The following is a 23958-nucleotide window of genomic DNA, read 5'->3' as shown; positions in this document are numbered from 1 at the left end:
ACTTAATCCGAATCTGAAGAGGAAGAACGATGAAAATAAACAGCCCAATACGAAATACTGAGTGTTAAGCTTAAAATTGCTGGTAGCAAAAATGATTGCAATTTTAAGTAGGGGTGAACTGAAGCAGCAATTATACCACCAATAAGAAAACCTGAAAAAATAAGTAGATGTAAAATAATACGACGGTTTTCTACTTTTAAACCTCGTGCTATGTAACCAAGTGCAAGGCCAAGATCTGTTAAGACACCCGATAAGTGAGTTGTCCTAATAATGGTCCCTTTATAATGGCTGACCATGGCATTTTGTAAACCCATGGCGACACAAGCCCATAATAATCCATATTTGGGAAAATAAGGCAGTAATAACCAGCAAAGAAAAATAAAGAGGGCAACTAAGCTTAAAGGGAGGCCATATCGACGGCCTAATTTGAAATGGCTATTACCTAAAATAAAACCACTATAAAATGATCCACATACATAACATAGTATAACAAGTACCAAATATATGACGTGATCAAACTGCCAGTTTACCAAACTCATCGCTAACATACTGACATTACCTGTCATATGCGACACCGATTGATGTAAAAGGGTGATTAACCCTAATACATTAATCATTCCGGCATTCATTGCCAGTAAAAAGGCGCCCATTTGGAACCAGTTTGGTAAACGTTGAAATGGCATGTTCTCTAAGAGTTTTGTCTTGAGCGAATATCAACAGCGGCAGTAAATAAAACATCAGTTGATGAGTTAAGAGCTGTTTCGGTTGAATCTTGTAATACACTAATAATCATACCAACTGCAACAACTTGCATCGCAATTTCTGATGAAATACCAAATAAACTACAAGCGACTGGAATTAAAAGTAAAGAACCACCGGCAACACCAGACGCACCACATGCTGAAACTGTAGCGACTACTGACAAAATAATCATAGTTGCCAAATCAACATGAATCCCCAATGTATGCACAGTTGCTAAAGTAAGCACAGTGATTGTAACAGCTGCTCCAGCCATATTAACTGTAGCACCTAAAGGAATAGAAACACTTGCAGTAGATGGATTAACACCTAAACGTTCAGCTAAATCAAGGTTAACTGGGATGTTAGCTGCTGAGCTGCGTGTGAAGAATGCAGTAATACCACTTTCTTTTAAGCATTTAAAAACAAGTGGGTATGGATTGCCACGAATTGTTAAACCTACCAAAATTGGGTTAACTACAAGAGCAACAAAAAGCATTGTTCCTAATAGAACAGCTAATAATTGCGCATAACTTTCAAGCGTTGCTAAACCAGCATCGGCAAAGGTTACTGCAACTAAACCGAAAATGCCTACAGGTGCAAATGCGATGACTTTGTGAATAATCGCACTCACAGCATGTGAAACATCATGCATCACTTGTTTAGTCGTATCTGAACTATGACGCATTGCTAAACCTAGACCAATTGCCCATGCCAGAATGCCAATAAAGTTCGCTTCACTAATTGCTTGAACAGGGTTTGCAATAAAACTTAAAAGCAAATTTTTTAATATATCAGCGAGGCTACCAGGCGCTTGTAGGTTGTTATGTGAAACAGTATTAAGATAAAGAGTACTTGGAAAAGACAAGCTCGCAACAACGGCACTAAACGCAGCTAATAGCATACCCACTACATATAATAGTAAGACTGGTCGTAAATTTGCACTATGGCCAACCTGAAAGTTAGCAATAGATGAGAGAACCAGTACGAAAACTAAAATAGGAGCAACCGATTTCAATGCTTTAATGAACAGCTCACCAAACAAGCTTAAGTAAGGTGTAACGGTTGGAAATAATAGTGCAACACCTATTCCTAAAATAATGGCGATAATAATTTTGGTGACTAAGCTTAATCGAGAAAAGAATTCAAGCATATAAAGGCCTTATTAACCTATTCATGGCTAAAGGTTGAACAAGCGGAGTATTTTATACTTAAGTGATGTGAATCTTAAGCTTTTTTATATCAAGTAATTAGATTAATAAAAAAAGGTAATATTAAGTATTTGTTTTTAAAATAGTAAAATTAAATTATTAAATTAATTAAAAAGATATTCTGCTTATATAACAGTCAATAAAAAATTAACTGTGTGGTCTAAAAACCTATTGAAAAATAGTGGAGGGTGAGACAGAAAGAAATAAGAGAGTGTATTGTTGTTTTCAATAGCTTTAGATACTTGAAAAACTACGCGAATTTTCAATCCTCTTTGCTCGGTTTATTACCAGCTACCAAGTTGAAAAATCGCATATTTCAGGAATACATTAATATTATTATAATTTTATAAATTCAGCGCAGTTATTCTATACAGTATAACTGATAAAGCGTATTCAAAATTGAGTGCATCTTGTCATCCTTTATAGAATAGAAAATTTGTTTGCCATCACGACGTGTTGAAACGACATCACTTTTACGTAACATCATCAATTGTTGTGAAAGAGTGGGTTGGGTGATTTGGGTTTTCTCTTCGATTTGAGAGACATTTAACTCCTCATGAGCTAAGTGACATAAAATTAATAAACGGTCAGGGTTAGCTAAAGACTTTAATGTGCCTACGACTGAATCAGCCGCATTTTTCATTTCTTCAATTTGGAGTCCATCTTTCATACTTTATACCTATATCAATATGGCCGGCATAGTATAGATTGATCTTAAGAAAATGAATGTAGCAAAACTAATCAATCCAATTGTTTTTGTTGAAAAGGTTTATAAGTGTAATTGATAAATATATAACATTATTAAGGTATAACAATAATTTGTAGTTGTTTTGTGTCAAAAGTGTTGCATTGTGTGAGAAGCGTAATTGTTAAGTATAAATGAAACAAAGTCAAAGGAAAAAAATCTTATTTTAAGTTCTATCTATAGTTAATTCTGATTTATCTATGAAAGGGTAATAAAAAAAGATTGAGTTTTTACTTTTTAAAGATATAATTGATTCTGTACAGACAGGTCTGTATATTCTAGTTTGGGATGATAGTCCAAAAAAAACGTCTAACTCTAGGCTAGAATGACTTTCAGACGCAGCGTGATGAATAAGAAGAAGATTCAACAATATAAGAAGAATAATATCACGCTTTATTTTTTACTGTGCAACTTTTTCAAACTCAATAAGCTTCTCTACACGTTTCCAGTAGTCATTAATTTTTACTGAGCCGTGCTCAACCTGAGCTTGAATGGTCATACCTTCTAAAATATTGACTAACAGTAATGCTAAAGGACGAGATTCCTCAATTTCATGTTGAACAAGAAGATCCTGCATTAACTGAGTCAACCATATTTTGTATAAAGTCGCAGGTTGGTGAGTTGAAGGGTATTGCTTTAATACTTCTTCTAAGGCTTTTTGAAACATACAGCCATTAAAATCTTCGCTATTAAACCAATCTGCATACCATAAAAAGATTGCCTTAATACGGGCTAATGGATCATTTTCGTCTTGTTTAGATATAGCAGCAGTAAGAGAATTTTGTAAAAGTGAGTTTCTTAGTAATAAACACTCTTCAATTAGTTTCTCTTTGGAAGGGAAGTATTTGTAAAATGTCATTTTTGCTACACCAGACTCACTGATGATACGATCAACCCCTATAGAGTTATAACTATATGAGTTAAAAAGTCTTAATGCAGTGGTAATAATGTCATCTTTTTTTGACATATTTTAGTAGCCTCACACAAAAAATTTGCTCTTAGCCTAAATGGTCGAGTGTATAAATAAAAAGCAAGAACGCACAATTTTACATTGTATTGATTGTTATTGATAGAAAAAAATAGGTTTTTTAAAAACAATAGAAGGGCAAAGCATAATGCTCTAGGTATATATTTTATATTTGCTGAAAAAATTTCTATGTCTTAATTAGACGTATTTACTAGATAATTTTTTAATTTAGAAAATAATTTTAAACCATAGAAATGTAACCGCAAAATAGATTTATAGATTGGTATATTTAAACATGTATTTATAAAAGAAAAAAGGAGAAATTTTAGAATTTTCTCCTTTTAACCTATTTAGTCGATATTATTCTGCCGGTGGCAATAACATAAGAATTGAATCATTCAATAATTGAACAATATTTTCTAAAATCTCTACATTGCTTAGCTGGTTATTAAATGGAATACTTTCTCCATCTGCTATTGTTTTGAGTTGAGTGGCAAAAGATTCCACTATTGTTAAATCTTCTCCATTGCCCCAAAACTTTAAAACTCCATTTTGTTCTGTATAAAGTAGGCGAGAGGCTGGTTCTAGCAATAATTCATAACCTTCTGTCAAAATAGCATTGAGGTCTTCAACTTCTATCTCGTCTGGTTCAGGAATATTATCTGGATATTTAGGTTCAGTCATATATGCCATGATGGCAGCATCAAGTACTGATGAATTTTGCAATTGAGCTAAAACCAATCCTCTTAAATATGCTAATTCTTCTGTATTAATTTCACCAACTTGAGAAATACTCTTTCGGGCAATATCTATGACTGGGTTCTGTAGTAATTCATCGGTAGCAAATTGGTCACTAATTCTGTCAATCATGCCAGAAATATTAGGCATACGGAAACCAAACGAGAAAGTTAAGCAATCATCTTCAGCAACACCATAATGTGCTAAGCCAGGTGGAACATATAATAAGTCACCAGGAGCTAAAACTTCGTCAAAATGAACATCTATGTCTGGCAATAATTTTAATGGTTGATTTGGAACAAATTCAGTGGTTGCATCACACATTTGGCCTAATTGCCAACGGCGGTGTCCATGTCCTTGAACAAGAAATACATCATAAAAGTCAAAATGTTTTCCAACTGAGCCGCCTTTAGGTGCATAAGAAACCATAATGTCATCACGACGCCATTGAGGAATAAAAGGAAATTTCTTCCATAATTCCGCTAAATCGAATGAGTAATGATCAACTGCTTGTACTAACAGTGTCCATAGCTTTGGTAATTTTTGAAAGTCACCTTTAGTTAGAGGAGAAGACTTTACGTGCCACTCATTTGGATTTTTGTCTTTTTGACGAATAAGACGTGCGCTAACATGATCTTCTAAAGCGAATTCTTTCACATCATTTGGCTCTAACACGCCAATGATTTCAGGCATGGCGTTACGCACAAGTAATGGTTTTTTCTGCCAGTATTCTGATAAAAACTGTTCAGCAGTAATGCCGCCTAAAACGGTTAAAGGTTCTGTCATGGAGATAACCTATAAATAAACTAATAAATATTAAGGAATTTGAAGTTCAAGCTGTCTTAAAATCTGACAGAGCTGAATCATGGGTAAGCCCATTAGGGTGGTTTGATCTTGGCCTATCATTTTCTCAAATAAACTAATGCCAAGACTTTCACACTTAAAACTTCCCGCACAATGAAGGGGTTGATCTAAATCGATATATCTTTCAATTTCTGAGTCGCTTAAATTGCGAAATTTAACTTGATAATGTTCAACTAGAGTGTGTTCAAAGTTTTTTTCAAGACATTGAACACTTAAGGCTGTACTAAAAAAGACTGTTCTGGCTGAGTTTGCTTTTAACTGAGCTTTAGCATTTTCAATAGTCAATGGTTTGCCAATAAAATCATGAGGTGCATGTTCTCGCCATGCAACCTGATCTGATCCAATTACAATTGCTTCCGGATTTTTCTGAGCAATAACCTGAGCTTTAGTAAAAGCCAGTCTTTTAGCTAAATCATCAGCATGAGTCTCGCCACGAGAACTTTCATCAATATCTGGACTGATACAGATATATTCGATGCCCAAACGATTCATCAAATCCTTACGCGTTTGACTACTCGATGCCAAAATAATTTGGGGGTGTTTCATTACACTGCGTATTCCATTAATACATCTAATGGGACATAACTTAATACTGCTTGATGGCAGGCATGAAGTTTGACAGGTGGAGCTTGACCAGCTTGATATGCTTCTACCCAACGAGTTACACAAATGCACCAGAAGTCACCTGGCTGTAGGCCAGGGAAGCCAGCTTCAGGTAAAGGAGTAATGAGATCGTTGCCAACTTTTTGCGAAAAATTTAAAAAGTCAGACGTCATTTGAGCGCATACAGTGTGTTGCCCAAGATCTGTTACTGCTGTATGGCAAAAACCATTTCGAAAATATCCGGTAATAGGATCAAAACAACAGCTCGCTAAAGGCTCACCTAAAACATTTAAACGATTGATTTGTGGATCGGGATGAATAGACATAATCGATGAAATATTAAATTACTACCTCTATCATAATCAAAACTTTGGCTTTCTACAGCTTTTATGCAAAAAAACTAACCTTTTTTGATGTAATCATTTAAAATTGGCGCGTTTTTAAAATCATAAAGAGAGCTTTACATGAATTTTCAGCGCATGACTGACCTTAACTTAGCAGGTAAACGTGTACTTATTCGTGAAGATTTAAACGTTCCTGTTAAAAATGGTGTGATTACCAGCGATGCTCGTTTACGTGCGGCACTTCCAACAATAAAAGCTGCTTTAGAAAAAGGCGCTGCTGTAATGGTATTTTCGCATTTAGGTCGTCCTGTTGAAGGTGAGCCAAAGCCTGAACAATCACTTGCACCAGTTGCAGCATATTTAACTGAAGCATTAGGCCAAGAAGTTAAATTATTTACTGATTATCTTGATGGTGTAGAAGTTCAGGCTGGACAAGTTGTTTTGCTTGAAAATGTTCGTTTTAACGCTGGTGAAAAGAAAAATAATCCTGAGCTTGCACAAAAGTATGCTGCTTTATGTGATGTATTTGTGATGGATGCATTCGGTACTGCTCACCGTGCAGAAGCTTCTACTGAGGGCGTAGCACGTTTTGCTCCAGTTGCAGCTGCTGGTCCTTTATTGGCTGCTGAATTAGATGCGCTTGGCCGTGCAATGCAAACACCTGAAAAACCAATGGTTGCTATTGTTGCTGGCTCTAAAGTTTCAACAAAACTTGATGTTTTAAACTCATTGTCTACTATTTGTGATCAACTTATTGTTGGTGGTGGTATCGCAAATACTTTCTTAGCGGCCGCTGGTTACAACGTTGGAAAATCTCTATACGAAGCTGACTTGGTAGAAACAGCAAAACAAATTGCTGCTAAAGTAAGCGTTCCACTTCCTACAGATGTTGTTGTAGCGGATGCATCTCAAATTAACTTTGAAGATTTCTTGGGTTCTTTGGCGGCTGCACAAGCAGTTGTTAAAAAAGTTGAGGATGTAACTGCAAACGATATGATTTTAGATGTTGGTCCTGAAACAGCTAAAGCATTTGCAAATATTTTAACAACATCAAAAACGATTCTTTGGAATGGTCCCGTTGGTGTGTTTGAAGTTGATCAATTTGGTGAAGGTACTAAGGCACTTTCTCTTGCAGTTGCTCAATCTGATGCATTCTCGATCGCTGGTGGCGGTGATACTTTAGCTGCGATTGATAAATATAATGTTGCTGACCAAATTGGTTATATTTCAACTGGTGGTGGTGCGTTCCTTGAATTTGTTGAAGGTAAAACTTTGCCAGCAGTGGCTGTTTTATTAGAACGTGCATAATACATATATGTAAAAAAAGAAGGGGTTGGGTTCAACCCCTTTTTCATTGATAAGTCATTAAATTGTCATATTACTGAAATAAAATAATGAGCACTAAATCACCAATTGTGGAAAATAGTGATGAATTTAAAACTTACCTTAGCTGCTTTATTAATTGTTCCAGTGATGTTGACTGCTTGTGCGAAAAAAGAAGAGTCTTCTAAAGCAGGACAAGATGCAGCATCTACAGCAGTTTCTGATAAAGTAACTCCTGAACAGCAAGCTACAATTGATTCGCTTGATAAGCCAGTTTTAGATGAAAAGAATACAGATGTGGTTGAAGGTAGTGCGTCTAACGAGTCGGCTGCTTCAGAAACTCATTAATTTGTTGTTTTTTGTTAAAAAGTCCCTGCAAATGCAGGGATTTTTTTTGAAATACTGTGATTTGTTGCTGAATTGAAATAAATGACAAGGTAGAATAAGCCGCACTACCTGGGAGGATATTATGGCACTCATTTCAATGCGCCAGCTCTTGGATCACGCTGCGGAACATAACTACGGCGTACCAGCATTTAACGTAAATAACTTAGAACAAATGCGTGCAATTATGCTTGCCGCAGATGCAACCAATTCACCTGTAATTGTTCAGGCATCAGCTGGAGCTCGCAAATATGCAGGCGCTCCATTCTTACGCCATCTTATTTTGGCTGCAATCGAAGAGTGGCCGCACATTCCAGTGGTAATGCACCAAGACCATGGTACTAGCCCTGATGTATGCCAACGCTCTATTCAACTTGGTTTTAGCTCAGTAATGATGGATGGTTCATTAGGTGCTGATGGTAAAACCCCTACAACTTACGATTACAACGTAGATGTAACTCGTCAAGTCGTAGCAATGGCTCATGCTTGTGGCGTGTCTGTTGAAGGCGAAATCGGTTGCTTAGGTAGCCTTGAGACAGGTATGGCTGGAGAAGAGGATGGTGTTGGTGCAGAAGGTGTACTCGATCATTCTCAACTTTTAACTTCTGTTGATGAAGCGAAGCAATTCGTTGCTGACACAAATGTTGATGCCTTAGCAATTGCTGTAGGTACTTCACATGGTGCTTATAAATTTACACGTCCACCTACAGGTGACATTCTAGCAATTGATCGCATTAAAGAAATTCATGCGGCGTTGCCAAATACTCATCTTGTAATGCACGGTTCAAGCTCTGTACCACAAGAATGGTTAAAAGTAATTAATGAGTTTGGCGGCAATATCGGCGAGACTTATGGTGTGCCAGTTGAGCAGCTTGTAGAAGCAATTAAACACGGTGTACGTAAAATCAATATTGATACTGACTTACGCTTAGCTTCAACAGGTGCAATTCGTCGTTTCATGGCAGAGAATCCAGCTGAATTTGATCCACGCAAGTACTTCGCTAAAACTGTCGATTCAATGAAACAAATTTGTATCGATCGTTATGAAGCCTTTGGTACAGCAGGTAATGCTGACAAGATCCGTCCAATTTCATTAGAGAAAATGGTAGATCGTTATAAATAATTCCCGATAGGGTTTGATTTATGGAAACCGGTTATTTATATAACCGGTTTTTTATTATCTAAATCTTATCCATAAAAAAACCTGTGATAAACACAGGTTTTAATTAAATAAAAATTAACTTACTTTTGCAGATTCTTTTTGTCGAGACTTGGATCTTTAATCTCTACATAAGCATTTGCACGTACTTCACGTAACCAGCTATCAATTTCAGTATTGAATTGACGTTCACCTAAAATTTGACGTGCCATACGTTCTTGATATTCGTGAGTCATATCTTTTTCGCGTTTGTCTGTCACTTGTAGAATATGCCAGCCAAATTGAGTTTGGAAAGGTTCACTAATTTGACCTACAGGAATTTCCTGCATTTTTTTATCAAACTCAGGTACCATCATTCCTGGATTAACCCAGCCTAAACTACCACCGTCACGCGCGGAACCTGTATCGTTTGAATAAGTTGCCGCAAGAGTGGCAAAATCTTCACCTGCCTTCAATCGCTTGTAAATGCTATCAATGATTTGTTTTGCATTTTCAGGACTTACTACCTCGGAAGGCTGAATAAGAATATGGCGTGTTTGATACTGTGGTACTAAGGCTTTTTGTTCATTTTGCTTGCGTTCTAAGAGTTTTAGAACATGTACACCATCTCGTACAGAAATTAGATCAGTGGTTTGACCATCTTGTAGGGGAGTAATACGGGCAGCGAGTTCAGCCGGAATATCAGAAAGGGGACGGAATCCCATGTCTGCACCTTCAACTTTTACTGTCGCAGTTGAAAGTTTTTTGAGAGCATTTAAATCATTGCTTTGAGCCAGCTTTGAACGAACTTCTTTAGCTACACTTTGAACTTCTTGAGGATTGTCTCCAGAAATTCGCATATGGATCACATGTGCCTGATTGCCGAGAGCAGCTTGACCCTGTGGTGATTTTAAGAAATTGTCAACATCTTGATCACTAATCTTAATACGTGACATCACTTGCTGTTGGCGTAGACGATTAATTGCTAAATCTTCGGCAATACGGCCTCGTAAATTTTCATAAGTTCCTGGAGCAATCGCATCTAATTTTTGTTGAAATGCTTCTAAACTTTTACTGCCAGATTGACTTGCTACTTTAAGTACTGCCTCGTTTAGGCTTTTCTCATCAGGTTTAATACCATAACGTTTTACTTGTTCAAGTTGAGCTTGACGTAAGATGAGTTGGTCTAAAACTTGAAATTGTAAGTATTGTTGAGGTGGTACTTCTTTTTTTTGTGCCTGTAACTCGTGAGTAGCTTCTGCCATTCCTTGTTCAAGGTCACTTTTTAAAATTACGCTATTGTCCACAATTGCCACAACTTCATCAGTGGGTTGGGCAAAACTATGCATTGATGAAGATATTAATACAGCAAGGGTTGTTGCTTTAAAAAACTGTTTAAGATGCTTTGCCTTCATTAACGTTGTGTCCAAGATTGATTAATTTTGTTAAAACCTAAAACGCGATTTTCAAGTATAGATGCAAGTTTGTTGTTTAAACCACCTAAACCTTTAAGTGTGACTTCAGCCATAATCGCGCGTTTCTCGTTAACATTAGGAGATTTTGGATCATCTAGGTCGTTATAGTAAGAACGACCGTAGACTGAGATACCCCAGCAACATGATTCATAGTTAACACCTAATAACAGCTCACGAGCCACATCATTGTCCATGTCATATTGAACAAGACCCATAATACGCCAGTTGTCTTTAATTGGTTGTATAAACGATGCAACAACTTGGTCATAGTTATCTTGGCGACCAGGGATATCTTTACGATAGAAGTAGCCTAAGTTATATAGGTTGCCTTTGTCACCCGTGTAGTAAACTTGGAAATCACGCTGTGCGTTATCGCCGTTTGACATCCAAGCTGAATTTGCTGCAATCGTAAAGTTCTGGTTAAGTTGGCTTGTTAAGCTTACAACTGGTCCTGTATTGCGTTCGGTATCAAATGTATCAGGTTGATTTTGTAGAGTTACGCGTCGATCTTCAAAATAATAGCTTTGACCTACACTCGCACGTAAGCGTTCTAAACCTACTGTATCAAAAAGGCTATAACTTACACCAAGTGATAAGAAATTGTTGTCTTCAAGGCGGTCATGCCCATAGAAGCGGTAAGGGTTGAAGAGTTGATCGTAGTTAACTGAAGCAGAGGTTGAATCGAAGTTTGGATAACCATTCTGATCTTTATAAGGGGCATAGGCATAAAATGCACGTGGAGTAATTGTTTGAAGATATTTACCATCACGTTCAAAAGTAAGACCAGTATCTAAAGTAAACTGAGGTACGACGACTGATTTAGACTCTGAACTGGCATCTAAACCTTGTGAGGCAATGCTATCTTTGTCATAAAAAGTCTGGATAGAACGTACAGAAACTTCAGGAATAACAAAAGCTGCTGGTGTACGATAGTTATAACGTGTTGCAAACTGGTTATAAATACGTGTACCGCTACTTTCCTGAGCAGAACCATCATTAATTGATTTTTTAAAGTATGCAGTATCGTTATTAAATTCGTACTGTAGACCTTGTGGATTACCAGTTACGTAGTTTAATAAGAACTGTGGTAAACGGGCATAAGGTTTATTCGCATCCAAAACTGAAGGATCGAGCGTCTGGAAGTCTTCAACTTTAAGCTGAGCTTTTAAACCCGGAATACCATGTTGATAGTTGAGTTCCCAAGCTCTTCGTAGATTTACATCGGTTTTGGAGTTTGGACTGCTGTCTAAGTCTGCAAAATAATCTTTATCAGATGCATAGTGATATTCAAGGTTAGTAGACCATTGATCATTAATATTCCAGTTGTGGAGGAAATTAAAATCTTTACGGTCTTTATCGTTATATTCTTTATCAGATGGAAGAATACCGCCTGATATTACCCCTGCACCGAAGCCATCCGTTAAATAGCGAAATTCACCTTTGAGCATGGCTCCACGTTCTGATAGATATCGTGGAGTAATCGTTGCATCATAATTAGGCGCAAGATTTAAATAAATTGGAACAGAAAGTTCACCGCCACCACCACTATTTGAGAAACCTGAAAAACCAAACTGTGGGTTAAGAATACCTGTAGTTCGACGGTCATCAATTGGGAAGTTAAAGTAAGGGACTGCTATAACTGGCACATCTTTAACATAGATTTTTGCATTGCGAGTGACGCCTCGACCAGTTTCCTGATTTAGCTCAATTTTATTAGCCTGAATTTTCCAAGCAGGTTTTTGGCCTGGTGGACAAGTGGTATAGCTTGCATCGTTAAGAACCATTACATTTGGAGAGGTTCTCTCGATTTTTCCAGCGTGACCATGTGCATGCTGCTGTTCAGAAATATAAAAACTATTATTTAAATCACCAGTTTGAGTCTTTAAATTGTAATTAATTTCATCACTTTGAGAGAGTAAGCCGCCTTGGGCTAACTGCACTCGACCTTGTGCATGAGCAAATGTTTGAGTTTTATCGATGGTAACTTTATCGGCACGTACAGTACGACCTTCTTGATCTATTACTACGTTTCCTTCTAGCTCAGAATCGCCAGCAGGGTTGTAATGACCATAATCCGCCGTTACAACCGATGTAGCCTTATCTGCATCTAATGCTTTAGTTTCAGGATTAATCGGTGTAATCCAAGTTCCTTGGCAAAATGCCGAACTCAAATATTTATTATTGCGCAACTGCGCTTCAGGTGCAGATTTATCAACATAATATTGTTGAAAGAATTCCTGCCCAGGATAGGCTTCCTTAATACTCGCCTTAAGTTGATTATTGTCTATGTTGGAGACAACACCAGCTGACTCAGCATAACTTGATTGTATGGAGCCACATAAGAGCGTAAAAATAGCGGTCGCTAAAGGATTAAATTTAAACTGATGCTTCATTGTCTCATTAACCAAGTATGCTAATTCACAATTAATTATTGTCGCATCATAGAGAAAAAGTTTATAAGTGGCTACACTTAACCCTTCAAAAATCTCAGCTTGTTTTAGATTTTATTGCAAATGAATACACAACGTGAACAATTGATACATACATGGCTTACATCTGTTCTTGAAAATGATCAATTTCAGATCGCTTATTTAGCAGGGGATGCCAGCTTTCGCCGTTATGCTCGCATCCAGTTACAAAATAAAACTTATATGCTTATGGATGCGCCTCCTGAAAAAGAAGACTGTGTTCCGTTTGTAACCATTGACGAGTTTTTTGCAGGTCATGGGGTTCGCGTGCCTCAGATTGTTGCAAAGGATTTAACACAAGGTTTTCTATTGCTAGAAGATTTTGGTGATGTACTGTTGTCTACATTATTAAATGATGCAACAGTTGATCAATATTACGAACAAAGCTTTAAACAGCTCACTCATTTGCAATCAATTAATGGTATTGATCATTTCCCAGCTTATTCTTATGAAAAGCTTATGTCTGAAATGCAGCTGCTAACCGATTGGATGTTGCCATCACTTGGAATACATCCATCGGCTGAGCAAAAGAAAACTATTGATGATGCATTTGATTTCTTAGCCAATGCTGCATTGGCTCAACCGCAAGTTATTGTGCATCGTGATTTTCATAGTCGTAATTTAATGAAAATTACTAATGAAGAAGAATTGGGGGTAATCGACTTTCAAGATGCGGTTATTGGTGCCGACACTTATGATTTAATCTCGATTACACGTGATGCGTATGTACAGTGGAATGCTGAGCGTGTTTATCAATGGTTTAAAGTTTTCTATGAGCTTTTACCAGCATCTGCTAAACAAAACCGAACTTTTGAGCAATTTAAACGTGATGCCGATTTAATGGCAATTCAACGTCATATCAAGATTTTGGGCATTTTTGTTCGTCTGTTTGAGCGAGATGGTAAGTCTGGATATTTAAAAGACTTGCCGCGAGTCATGTGGTATTTACTTGAAGAGAGTCGTGGTTATCATGAGCTTGATGACTTCATGACGTTTATTCGTAACTCAGTCATGCCTAAGTTTATAGAAAAATATGGCCCCTATGAGGTAGCAGCATAATGAAAGCAATGATTCTTGCTGCTGGCTTGGGCAACCGTATGCGTCCACTTACGCTATATACACCAAAGCCTCTGCTTGAGGTGGGTGGTAAGCCACTTATTGTGTGGCATATCGAAAAACTTAAGAAAATTGGTGTGACTGAAATAGTCATCAATTCTGCCTGGTTGGCTGATAAGCTCATCAGTAGCTTAGGCGATGGTTCTCAATTTGGTGTGGACATCCGTTGGACACGAGAAGAAGAAGGGCTGGAAACAGCTGGTGGAATTATTAATGCTTTGCCACTGCTTGGAACAGATCCATTTATTCTGGTGAATGGTGATGTATGGACCACAATGGGTTTTGAAGCGCTACGCGATATTCAGCTAAATGATGATTTAGCTCATCTTGTGTTGGTTGATAATCCTAAACAACATCCTGAAGGCGATTTTACATTATTGGATGGACGTGCTTTTGCATTCGATCAAGATGTGAAGGGTGAGAATCTCACTTTTAGTGGTGTATCTGTTATCAATCCTAAGCTCTTTGATGGATTGGAGCCTGGTAAACGTCCGTTAGCACCATTGTTGAAGCAAGCGATGCAGAATCAAAGAATATCTGCTGAAAAGCTTAAGGGTGCATGGGTAGATGTGGGAACGCCTGAACGTTTAATGGAGCTAGATTTGCAAATTCGTGAAGGCTTCTACGATTAACTGCGTAATCCCTAATCGTTAAATAGTGTTCCACGATGCATAAATAGGTATACTTTGTTTTAAATTTTACTTAGATGTTATCTGTTTATGCATCCATTTTTTCAAGAGTTACAACAGGGTAGTCAAAAACTAGGTTTGTCGCTTAGCGATGAAGCTTTGACATCATTGTTAAAGTATCAAGATGCTTTGGTACTTTGGAACAAAGCTTATAATCTAACAGCGATTCGTGATCCGAAAGAAATGTTAGTGAAGCATTTGTTAGATAGCCTAAGTATTTTGAAAGATTTACCACCAGGTCGATTGCTTGATGTAGGTACTGGTGGTGGTATGCCAGGCATGATCATTGCTTTATGTCAACCAGAGCGCTCTTGTGTATTGCTTGACTCAAATGGTAAGAAAATTCGTTTTTTGAAACAGTTTATTGCTGACCTTAAGCTTAAAAACGTAGTAGCTGTGCAAACGCGTGTTGAAAATCAAGATACAATTGATGAGCTTGGTCAATTTGATGTGATCACAAGTCGTGCATTTGCATCTTTAACTGATTTTGTTGATGCTGCACGTCCATATTTACATGAGCATAGTATAATTGCTGCGATGAAAGGATTGATTCCAGTTGAAGAAATGGAAGAGCTTAAGCAGGAATTTTCATGTAAAGTGATTGAACTGCATGTACCAAGACTTGATGAACAACGTCATTTACTTTTACTTCAACGAATTTAAATAAAAAGTATTAGGGTTACCATGGCTCAAATTATTGCGATTGCAAACCAAAAAGGTGGTGTTGGTAAAACAACGACTGCAGTAAATCTTGCAGCATCACTTGCTGTATTGAAAAAACGTGTATTACTTGTTGATATAGATTCGCAAGGTAATGCTACGATGGGGTCTGGTATTCAAAAGAATGATCTACTTTACTCAATCACAGATGTGTTATTGGGTGAAGTGCCAATTGAAACTGCAATTCAAAAGGCAGAGGTTGGATATAAAGTTTTGGGTTCAAACCGTGAGCTTTCAGGTGTTGAACTGGCAATTGCCGAACAAGAAGGTCGTGAGTTCATTTTAAAGAATGCTCTGAACGAAATTAGAAATTCTTTTGACTATATTATTGTTGACTGTGCCCCTAGCTTAAGTTTAATTACGGTAAATGCCTTGGCTGCCGTAGATAGTGTAATCATTCCTATGCAATGTGAGTACTATGCATTGGAAGGTTTGGCTGATTTAACCCAAACAATCGATCGTATTCAAAAAGCATTAAATCCTGATTTAGAAATTATCGGTGTTTTACGTACGATGTACGACGCACGTAATGCCTTAACTCGTGATGTATCAGCTGAGTTGGAACAGTATTTTGGTAAGAAGCTCTATGACACTGTGATCCCACGTAATGTTCGTTTGGCTGAAGCGCCAGCGCATGGTTTGCCAGTGATTTATTTTGAAAAGAGTTCAAAGGGTGCAGTTGCATACTTAAATCTTGCAGCTGAGATGTTAAAGAAAAGTAAAGTAAAGAAAGGAAGTAAAGTATGAGCATCAAAAAACGCGGATTGGCGAAAGGGCGTGGTTTAGATGCATTACTTGGTTCAATTCAAAAAGAAAAATTACAATTAGAAGCTCAAGCACTTGATCATGGTCAGTTAAAGCAAATTGATGTGAATTTGTTGAAGCGAGGTGAATATCAGCCACGTCGTTTTATCCATGAACATGACTTACAAGAATTGGCATCCTCTATTGAAAAACATGGGGTAATGCAACCAATTGTTATCCGTCCTGTAGATGATGAAGCTCATCCTTACGAAATTATTGCAGGTGAGCGTCGTTGGCGTGCAGCACAAATTGCCGGTTTAACTGAAATTCCAGCAATTGTTCGTGATTTAAATGATCAGGTCGCAATAGCTTTAGCACTTATTGAGAATATTCAGCGTCAAGATTTAAATCCAATTGATCAAGCCTTGGCATTACAACGTTTTCATGATGAATTTGGTTTAAGTCATCAGGAAATTGCCGATACTGTAGGTAAGGCGAGAACAACGGTCAGTAACTTGTTGCGTCTATTAAGTTTGGCTGATGACATTAAAGAATTTATGCAACAAGGCCAGCTTGATATGGGCCATGCTCGTGCCATCTTGACTTTAAAAGGTAAAGAGCAACTTGAAGTAGCTAAAATTGTCATTGAAAAGGGATTATCCGTTCGTCAAACTGAGCAATTAGTACGTGATTGGAACGAACCTAAACAGGAAAAGGAAAAAACTCCTGTTGCACCAGACATTGAGCAATTAACTCAGAAATTATCGGAACGTTTTGGTGCCAATGTTAAAATTGATCATAACCAGAAAGGTAAAGGGAAACTTGTTATTCATTATCATTCACTCGATGAGTTAGATGGTATTTTGAATATTTGTTTGCCAGATTAATTCTAAGTTAGGTCATATATTTCTAATTTATATTCTTGGGGAAGAAAATATGTGGGAACTTGTGAAAGCGGGCGGCTGGTTAATGCTGCCTTTAATTTTGTGTTCAATTTTAACGGTCGCTATTAGTATTGAACGTTTTATACGTTTGAGACGTTCACAAGTTTTGCCTAAAGCACTGATGAGTGATGGTAGTGCAGATATTTCTCATATCATCACAAATTTGGAGCAAGATACTAATGCCTCAAGTACAGCATTAGGAAATATTCTAAAAGCTGGTTTTGAGCATCAGGAGCATGGAGAGCAATTTGCTCGGGCTCAAATGGAAGCAATGGCTTCTCAAGAAATTTCTTATTTAGAAAAAAATATTAACTTCTTGGGAACTTTAAGTGCTATAGCACCTTTGCTTGGGTTACTTGGAACAGTTGTAGGGATTATTGAGTCTTTTCTCGTGATTGATTTTGGTTCGGCAGGTAGTCCAAGCTTAATGATTCCTGGTATTTCAAAGGCCTTGATCACGACAGCGGTTGGAATGCTCATTGCAATTCCTGCACTTATTTCTTATCGTTATTTTCAGAGAGTGGTGCAAAATTACATTGCGGAGTTAGAGCAACAATCTACACTCTTTCATGCATCATTGTTTTATAAACGTTCTTCTGTTGTGCAAGAACATCGCCGTGTTGGTTGATGGGTAGATAGCAATATGAAGTTTAAACGTTCTCAAGTTGAAGACATTCATATCAATCTAACGCCCATGATTGATTGTTTATTGTTCATTCTGGTGTTTTTATTGTTATCTACCACTTTTAATCAGCCAAGTCGCATCAATCTAACTTTACCAGATGCACAAGGCGTCCCACCAAAACAGTACGATCATAAAATTGAAGTCGTGGTAGACTCTAGCGGTCATTACGCTGTCAATGGTCAAGCATTGTCTACCAAGGAAGTCGCTGATTTGAGCACTGCAATTAAGCAAATTGCTCAAGAGAGCCGTGATTTTATGTTTATCATCGCTGCAGATGCAAAAGCGTCTCATCAGGATGTTATTCGTGTTATGGATGTAGCAGGACAACTCGGTTTTGTTAACATCAATATTAGTACCAAAGTTCCTTCTAGAGGTTTTTCTGAGTGAATCAAGATTTTAAGGTTTATTTGCGTCTCATATCCTATTTAAAACCTTATTGGGGCGTGGCCTTATTAGTTCTTATCGGATTCGGTATGAACTCAGCAACAGAGGTTTCTGTTGCTAAGCTCATTAAATTTATTATTGATGCCATTCAAAATGCGAGTAGAGCGGATCTAGACTGGTTCCCTTTATTAATCATTTTATTAGTATTTTTCCGTGGCTTAGGCCTATTTATGGGCGGCTACTATACTGCTGTTATCTCCCGTAGTTTAGTTTTTAGTATTCGCCAAGAAGTTTATGCAAAGCTTTTAAGACTGCCGGCTCAATATTATCTCGATAACTCTTCGGGACATATTACAGCTAAAATTATGTATAACGTTGAGCAACTCACAGCTGCTTCATCTGAATCATTAAAAACCATTGTTCGTGATGGTATGATTACATTGGGGCTGCTAGGTTATTTGTTTTATACAAATTGGCGTTTGACCCTTTGTATTATGGTGTTCTTACCTATTATTGGGGTTTTGGTGCGCAAAGCATCAAAAAGAATGCGTAAACTTTCACTGCAAGTCCAAGACACTATGGGCGATGTTAACCATGTCGTACAAGAAAGTATTAGTGGTAATGCAGTTGTTAAAAGTTTCGCTGGTGAAGACTCAGAACAAGAGCGTTTTTATAAGTCGTCTGAAGAGAACTTAAAACGCGGTTTAAAAATGGTGATTGTACAAAACCTAAATAGTCCTGTTGTTCAAGTTGTAATGGCTTGTGCAATGGCTCTTATTGTATGGTTAGCCTTAAGACCACAAATTTTAGGAAATACCAGTGCTGGTGAGTTTGTTGCGTATATTACAGCAGCAGGACTTCTTTCTAAACCTGTTAAAAACTTAACTGATATTAATGAAAAGTTGCAGCGTGGTTTAGCGGCAGCACATTCAGTTTTCGAATTATTAGATTTACCTGAAGAAGAAAATACCGGTCAACTTAAACCTCAATTGCAAGGTGCAATTCGTTTTGATCATGTTGTGCTTAACTATGCTGATGGTACTCAGGCGATTAAAGACTTTTCTTTAAATATTCGCCCAGGTGAGACAGTTGCATTGGTAGGGCGCTCGGGTGCTGGTAAAACTTCATTAGTGAATATGTTGGTACGTTTTCAAGAAGTCTCAAGTGGTCAAATTTATTTAGATGACTTACCAATACGTGATATAGAACTTTCAAGTTTGCGCACACAAATTGCAATGGTTAATCAGCAAGTTGTTTTGTTTAACCGGACCGTACGTGAAAACATCGCTTATGGTCAGTTATATAATGCAAGTGATGAAGAGGTTATCGCAGCCGCAAAAGCTGCTTACGCCCATGACTTTATTATGAACTTACCAAATGGTTACGATACTGTTTTAGGTGCACAAGGTCTAAACTTATCTGGTGGTCAACGTCAACGTATAGCAATTGCTCGTGCAATTTTGAAAAATGCACCAATTCTTATTTTAGATGAAGCGACAAGTGCGCTTGATAATGAATCTGAACATTTTATTCAGCAAGCATTTGATGAGGCGATGCAAGACCGTACAACGATTGTGATTGCACATCGTTTATCTACAATTGAAAATGCAGATCGTATTGTTGTATTAGATCGTGGACAAATTGTTGAGCAAGGCACCCATCAAGAATTACTTGCTAAGCATGGTGCTTATTATCAATTACATCAGCGTAATTTTGAGGACAACTAAGCATGTCTTTGGCCCAGCTGATACAAAATGCATGGAATAAGCAATCAAGTTGGTTGATTGTTTTGCGTCCGTTGTCATGTTTGTATCGTGCTGGGTTTTTATTGAATCGTTATTTTTATAATTCAGGTTTAAAAAAAACCTATAGTGCACCTCTACCAGTCATGGTAATTGGCAATATTACAGTAGGTGGTAGTGGCAAAACTCCATTATTAATAGAACTAGTCAATTACTTAAAACAGCATAATGTAAAAGTAGGCGTAATTAGTCGCGGTTATGGTGGAGCTGGTCCTTTTCCTATGTTGGTAACATCGGCCAGTCAGGCAGCTGAAGCAGGGGATGAGCCTGCTTTGATTGTACAGTCAACTGGTGTGCCTATGGCAGTAGGACCGAATAGACAGGCTGCAATCGAGTTATTATTAGCATTCACAAAACTAGATTTAATTATTAGTGATGATGGATTACAACACTGGGCTTTAGGTCGTCAAATAGAATGGATTGTGCTTGATCAAAATCGTGGACTTGGAAATAGAAAGTTATTACCAGAAGGCTATTTGCGTGAACCTGCTGAACGTTTAAAAACGGGTACAGTAATCGAACATACATTTGCCCCTTCAACAGCAATGCATATGCATCTAGAAGCGGGGCATCCTTACTTATTGAATCCTTCTTCAGCAATTGAATTATCATTCAATACACAAAATAATTACCATGCAGTAGTGGGTATTGGTTTTCCTCAGCGCTTTTACCAAACACTTAAAGGTTTAGGTGTAAATCAATTTCAAGAGCATGCTTTTCGTGATCATCATGATTACGTTATTGATGACCTTGTATTTAATGATGATCAGCCTATCATTACGACTGAAAAAGATGCGGTTAAGTTGTTACCTTTACTTGAAAAGTATCCAGAATTTAAACGGCCTATTTGGGTCGTACCTGTTAAAGCAGTTTTGTCTGCAGAGTGCTATCAGGTTTTAAATCAGCAATTGCAAAAGCTTGATATTCAAATATCTTAGGAAGAAAAAATGAAACACATCGTTATTCCAGCACGCTTCTCAAGTTCGCGTTTGCCAGGTAAGCCATTGTTACTTATTCATGATCGTCCTATGATTTTACGTGTCGTAGATCAGGCAAAGAAAGTTGAAGGCTTCGATGATTTATGTGTAGCAACTGACGACGAGCGTATTGCTGAAATATGCCGTGCAGAGGGTGTTGATGTGGTTTTAACAAGTGCTGACCATCCATCGGGGACAGATCGTTTAAGCGAAGTTGCTCGTATTAAAGGATGGAATGCTGATGACATTATTGTAAATGTACAAGGTGACGAGCCTTTACTACCAGCTCAACTTGTTCAACAGGTTGCCAAGCTTCTGGTTGACAAACCAAATTGCTCAATGTCTACATTATGTGAGCCTATTCATGCATTGGATGAATTTCAGCGTGATAGCATTGTGAAAGTGGTTATGTCTAATCAAAATGAAGCTTTATATTTTAGTCGTGCAACTATTCCTTATGATCGAGATGGTGCTAAACAAGCTGAAGCAACTTTACATACTCAAGCATTTCGTCATTTAGGTTTATATGCTTATCGTGTGAACTTGTTACAAGAATATGTTACATGGGACATGGGTAAACTTGAAAAGTTGGAAAGTCTTGAGCAATTACGTGTTTTAGAAAACGGGCACCGTATTGCTATTGCTGTAGCAGAAGCAAATTTACCGCCGGGTGTTGATACCCAAGCCGATCTTGACCGTCTAAATAATTTGCCTGTTGAGTCTTTTGAGTAAGTGTTAATTTAATGAATCAGAATGTGACTTCTAAGGTTTATCCGTGGCAACAGACAATGTGGGAAACGTTAACAACACGTTTTCCTAATATTGGGCATGGCTTATTATTTTATGGTAAACAAGGTTGTGGTAAGCATGCTTTTGCCAAGCATTTTTTAGCATGGGTCCTTTGTTTAAATAAACAGCCTCAGGGGGCTTGTGGTGAGTGTAGTAGCTGTCAATGGTTAAAATCAGACACGCACCCGAACTATGTTCATATCACGACTGATGAAGAAAATAAAAAACAGAATGCAAAAATTAAAATAGAAAAAATTCGAGATCTATTGCCATTTGTCCAGCAAACTGGTGAAGGATGGCGTGTTATTGTTATTGAACCAGCCGAAGCTTTAAATCTTGCATCATCAAATGCGCTGTTAAAAACTTTAGAAGAACCCGGTGAGCGTGTTGTTTTAATTTTGTTGGCTGATCACTATTTGAAATTACCAGCTACCATTCGAAGTCGCTTACAGCATTTTGCTTTAGACCGTATTTCATATGAGCAGGCAACATCTTATCTAAATGAGCATTTGGCTGAAATTGCGTCAGTGCCACCTGAATTATTGTTAGGTCTTTCTAATGATATGCCTTTGCAAGCAGTTGAAATTGCCACGAGTGATTGGTTTGCGAAAAGACAGTCCTTTTTAGAAGACTGGACTAAGGTAGTTAATCAAAAAAACATGCCTTTATTTTATTCGGTTAAATGGCAAAAAGAGCTTAACTTTAGTGATTTTATGATGCTTCTTGAATACTTGTTAGGAGATTTAATTTGTGTCAAGCTCAATCAACCACAGAAAAATATAGATTTACAGTACGATCAATTGGCGCAAAACTATAATTTAGAGAGCTTATTCAGTCTTTATGAGGAATTGCAGCAATCTAAAAGATTAGTTGAACAAAATGTACAAACACAACTCATCATAGATCAACTTTTTATAAAATTAATGAACGTTTAAGGGGAAATTATAATGCAACCACAAATGGGTGGAATTATTCAGGTCAATATTCCTGATAGAGCAACCTTACAAGCAAGCTATATGGGGTACGTACAAGGTGGGGGCTTATTTGTGCCATCGAAGCAAAAGGTGAAGATGGGGCAAGAAATTTTTATTTTAGCTACGTTACCAGAACAATCACAAAAAATCCCTTTAACTGGTAAAGTAGTGTGGATTTCACATAAGCAAAGTGGTTTTAAGCCTCAAGGCTTCGCAATCCAATTAAGTGGTGATAAAGGCATTTACTATAAAGCTGAGGCTGAACGGATTTTAGCTGGTAGTATGTCTTTAGATCGTCCAAGTTATACTATGTAAGCAGATAGGAAAGAACAGTGTTTGTTGATACCCATTGCCATTTAACAATGTTAGATTTAACACCTTATAATGGTGATTTAGATCTTGCCCTTGCTGCTGCGCGAGCAGAAGGTGTCTCTAAGTTTATGGCAATTTCAGTTGACCTTGATGATCATATTGCTTTAGCTGAAATCGCAAAGCGTCATGAAGACGTTGGGTATACCGTTGGTGTGCATCCTTGTGAGGATGTAGATATCATGGCCCGAGCAACGACTGAGTATCTGACTGAGTTAGCTCAATCAGAAAAAGTGTGGGCTTTAGGTGAGACAGGCCTAGATTATTACCATAGCACTGATTTTATTAATGAGCAAAAGGCTTGTTTTGCTCGACATATTCAAGCTTCTAAAAATGTAAGAAAGCCAGTAGTTGTTCATACGCGTTCAGCAAAACATGATACGGTAGATATTATTCGAGCTGAACAATCTACGCATGGTATTTTGCACTGTTTTACTGAAGACTGGGAAACAGCAAAAGCTGTATTAGATTGCGGGTACTATATTTCTTTTTCAGGTATTGTTTCATTTAAAAATGCTCAAGATTTACGAGATGTTGCCAAGCAAGTGCCTTTAGATCGACTTTTAATTGAAACAGATAGTCCTTATTTGGCTCCAGTGCCATATCGTGGTAAAACAAATGAACCAAAATACGTACCCTATGTAGCGAAAGCACTTAGTGAGGTATATGATAAATCGGTTGAGGAAATTGCAAGAATCACCTCGCAAAATTTCGAAAATTTACTCAAAGCGATTTAACTTATAGAAACTATACAAAGAGAGTAATTG

General features: G+C 37.5%; 25 protein-coding genes. 16 read left to right on the top strand and 9 right to left on the bottom strand.

Annotated features, from left to right (window positions below; genetic code table 11):
• Window positions 1-2 precede the first annotated feature (2 nt).
• From F984_RS10405 to F984_RS10375, 7 genes are all read right to left on the bottom strand, one after another.
• Window positions 3-683, bottom strand: coding sequence for a YoaK family protein (locus F984_RS10405; RefSeq protein WP_004709149.1), 681 nt, complete (start codon window positions 681-683; stop codon window positions 3-5).
• A gap of 5 nt (window positions 684-688) precedes the next feature.
• Window positions 689-1891: a serine/threonine transporter SstT gene (gene sstT / locus F984_RS10400; RefSeq protein WP_002050031.1), complete on the bottom strand. Its 1203-nt coding sequence runs from the start codon at window positions 1889-1891 to the stop codon at window positions 689-691.
• Window positions 1892-2310: 419 nt separating this feature from the next.
• Window positions 2311-2619: an ArsR/SmtB family transcription factor gene (locus F984_RS10395; RefSeq protein WP_002050127.1), complete on the bottom strand. Its 309-nt coding sequence runs from the start codon at window positions 2617-2619 to the stop codon at window positions 2311-2313.
• A gap of 475 nt (window positions 2620-3094) precedes the next feature.
• A complete protein-coding gene (locus tag F984_RS10390) occupies window positions 3095-3661 on the bottom strand; it encodes a TetR/AcrR family transcriptional regulator (RefSeq protein ID WP_004709146.1) in 567 nt (188 codons plus the stop codon).
• 360 nt (window positions 3662-4021) lie between these two features.
• The gene (locus tag F984_RS10385; RefSeq protein WP_004709144.1) at window positions 4022-5185 is read right to left on the bottom strand and encodes a ribosomal protein uL16 3-hydroxylase; all 1164 of its coding nucleotides are present in this window, start codon (window positions 5183-5185) and stop codon (window positions 4022-4024) included.
• A gap of 30 nt (window positions 5186-5215) precedes the next feature.
• Entirely contained in the window at window positions 5216-5809 is a 594-nt protein-coding gene (locus F984_RS10380) for a Maf family protein (protein WP_004709142.1), read from the bottom strand.
• Entirely contained in the window at window positions 5809-6192 is a 384-nt protein-coding gene (locus F984_RS10375; RefSeq protein WP_002050020.1) for a DUF2237 family protein, read from the bottom strand. The genes F984_RS10380 and F984_RS10375 overlap by 1 nt, the downstream gene beginning before the upstream one ends.
• A 138-nt stretch (window positions 6193-6330) precedes the next feature.
• Here F984_RS10375 and F984_RS10370 point away from each other — a divergent pair, with 138 nt between their 5' ends.
• From F984_RS10370 to fba, 3 genes are all read left to right on the top strand, one after another.
• Entirely contained in the window at window positions 6331-7518 is a 1188-nt protein-coding gene (locus tag F984_RS10370; protein WP_002049932.1) for a phosphoglycerate kinase, read from the top strand.
• A gap of 120 nt (window positions 7519-7638) precedes the next feature.
• On the top strand, window positions 7639-7881 hold the full coding sequence (locus F984_RS10365) for a hypothetical protein (RefSeq protein WP_002050198.1): 243 nt from the start codon (window positions 7639-7641) through the stop codon (window positions 7879-7881).
• Between the two features lie 121 nt (window positions 7882-8002).
• A complete protein-coding gene (gene fba / locus F984_RS10360) occupies window positions 8003-9040 on the top strand; it encodes a class II fructose-bisphosphate aldolase (RefSeq protein ID WP_002049840.1) in 1038 nt (345 codons plus the stop codon).
• 119 nt (window positions 9041-9159) lie between these two features.
• Here fba and F984_RS10355 read toward each other — a convergent pair whose 3' ends face one another.
• A complete protein-coding gene (locus tag F984_RS10355; RefSeq protein ID WP_002050186.1) occupies window positions 9160-10470 on the bottom strand; it encodes a peptidylprolyl isomerase in 1311 nt (436 codons plus the stop codon).
• Complete coding sequence (locus tag F984_RS10350; RefSeq protein WP_004709137.1) at window positions 10470-12923, bottom strand: LPS-assembly protein LptD; 2454 nt, start codon at window positions 12921-12923, stop codon at window positions 10470-10472. The genes F984_RS10355 and F984_RS10350 overlap by 1 nt, the downstream gene beginning before the upstream one ends.
• A gap of 120 nt (window positions 12924-13043) precedes the next feature.
• Between F984_RS10350 and F984_RS10345 the strand changes: the two genes are divergently transcribed.
• The 13 genes from F984_RS10345 to F984_RS10285 all read left to right on the top strand — a co-directional run bounded on the left by F984_RS10345 (window position 13044) and on the right by F984_RS10285 (window position 23928).
• Window positions 13044-14057 (top strand): aminoglycoside phosphotransferase family protein, encoded by a 1014-nt coding sequence (locus F984_RS10345; protein ID WP_004709136.1) that lies wholly within the window; start codon window positions 13044-13046, stop codon window positions 14055-14057.
• Complete coding sequence (gene murU, locus F984_RS10340) at window positions 14057-14746, top strand: N-acetylmuramate alpha-1-phosphate uridylyltransferase MurU (protein WP_004709133.1); 690 nt, start codon at window positions 14057-14059, stop codon at window positions 14744-14746. The genes F984_RS10345 and murU overlap by 1 nt, the downstream gene beginning before the upstream one ends.
• Window positions 14747-14833: 87 nt before the next feature.
• Window positions 14834-15466 carry a 16S rRNA (guanine(527)-N(7))-methyltransferase RsmG gene (gene rsmG / locus F984_RS10335; RefSeq protein WP_004709131.1) on the top strand — a complete coding sequence of 211 codons (633 nt, stop codon included), beginning with the start codon at window positions 14834-14836 and terminating at the stop codon, window positions 15464-15466.
• 21 nt (window positions 15467-15487) lie between these two features.
• On the top strand, window positions 15488-16270 hold the full coding sequence (locus F984_RS10330; RefSeq protein WP_002050124.1) for a ParA family protein: 783 nt from the start codon (window positions 15488-15490) through the stop codon (window positions 16268-16270).
• Window positions 16267-17154 carry a ParB/RepB/Spo0J family partition protein gene (locus F984_RS10325; RefSeq protein ID WP_004709129.1) on the top strand — a complete coding sequence of 296 codons (888 nt, stop codon included), beginning with the start codon at window positions 16267-16269 and terminating at the stop codon, window positions 17152-17154. Before F984_RS10330 ends, F984_RS10325 begins: the two co-directional genes overlap by 4 nt.
• A gap of 49 nt (window positions 17155-17203) precedes the next feature.
• Entirely contained in the window at window positions 17204-17839 is a 636-nt protein-coding gene (locus tag F984_RS10320) for a MotA/TolQ/ExbB proton channel family protein (RefSeq protein ID WP_004709127.1), read from the top strand.
• Between the two features lie 15 nt (window positions 17840-17854).
• Window positions 17855-18283, top strand: a complete 429-nt coding sequence (locus F984_RS10315) for an ExbD/TolR family protein (protein WP_004709125.1) — start codon at window positions 17855-17857, stop codon at window positions 18281-18283.
• Window positions 18280-20007 (top strand): lipid A export permease/ATP-binding protein MsbA, encoded by a 1728-nt coding sequence (gene msbA / locus F984_RS10310; RefSeq protein ID WP_004709124.1) that lies wholly within the window; start codon window positions 18280-18282, stop codon window positions 20005-20007. The genes F984_RS10315 and msbA overlap by 4 nt, the downstream gene beginning before the upstream one ends.
• A gap of 2 nt (window positions 20008-20009) precedes the next feature.
• Window positions 20010-21020: a tetraacyldisaccharide 4'-kinase gene (gene lpxK / locus F984_RS10305; RefSeq protein WP_004709122.1), complete on the top strand. Its 1011-nt coding sequence runs from the start codon at window positions 20010-20012 to the stop codon at window positions 21018-21020.
• Between the two features lie 9 nt (window positions 21021-21029).
• Window positions 21030-21791 (top strand): 3-deoxy-manno-octulosonate cytidylyltransferase, encoded by a 762-nt coding sequence (gene kdsB, locus F984_RS10300; RefSeq protein ID WP_004709120.1) that lies wholly within the window; start codon window positions 21030-21032, stop codon window positions 21789-21791.
• Between the two features lie 11 nt (window positions 21792-21802).
• Window positions 21803-22783: a DNA polymerase III, delta' subunit gene (locus F984_RS10295; RefSeq protein WP_004709118.1), complete on the top strand. Its 981-nt coding sequence runs from the start codon at window positions 21803-21805 to the stop codon at window positions 22781-22783.
• A gap of 12 nt (window positions 22784-22795) precedes the next feature.
• A complete protein-coding gene (locus F984_RS10290) occupies window positions 22796-23137 on the top strand; it encodes a PilZ domain-containing protein (RefSeq protein WP_001183024.1) in 342 nt (113 codons plus the stop codon).
• A gap of 17 nt (window positions 23138-23154) precedes the next feature.
• Window positions 23155-23928, top strand: coding sequence for a TatD family hydrolase (locus tag F984_RS10285; protein ID WP_004709116.1), 774 nt, complete (start codon window positions 23155-23157; stop codon window positions 23926-23928).
• Window positions 23929-23958: the final 30 nt, after the last annotated feature.

Origin of the sequence: Acinetobacter nosocomialis NIPH 2119, from assembly GCF_000368085.1 — a bacterium.
Taxonomy (GTDB): domain Bacteria; phylum Pseudomonadota; class Gammaproteobacteria; order Pseudomonadales; family Moraxellaceae; genus Acinetobacter; species Acinetobacter nosocomialis.
The sequence above is the reverse complement of the archived record's forward strand: the minus strand, read 5'-3'. Positions and strand labels throughout refer to the sequence as shown.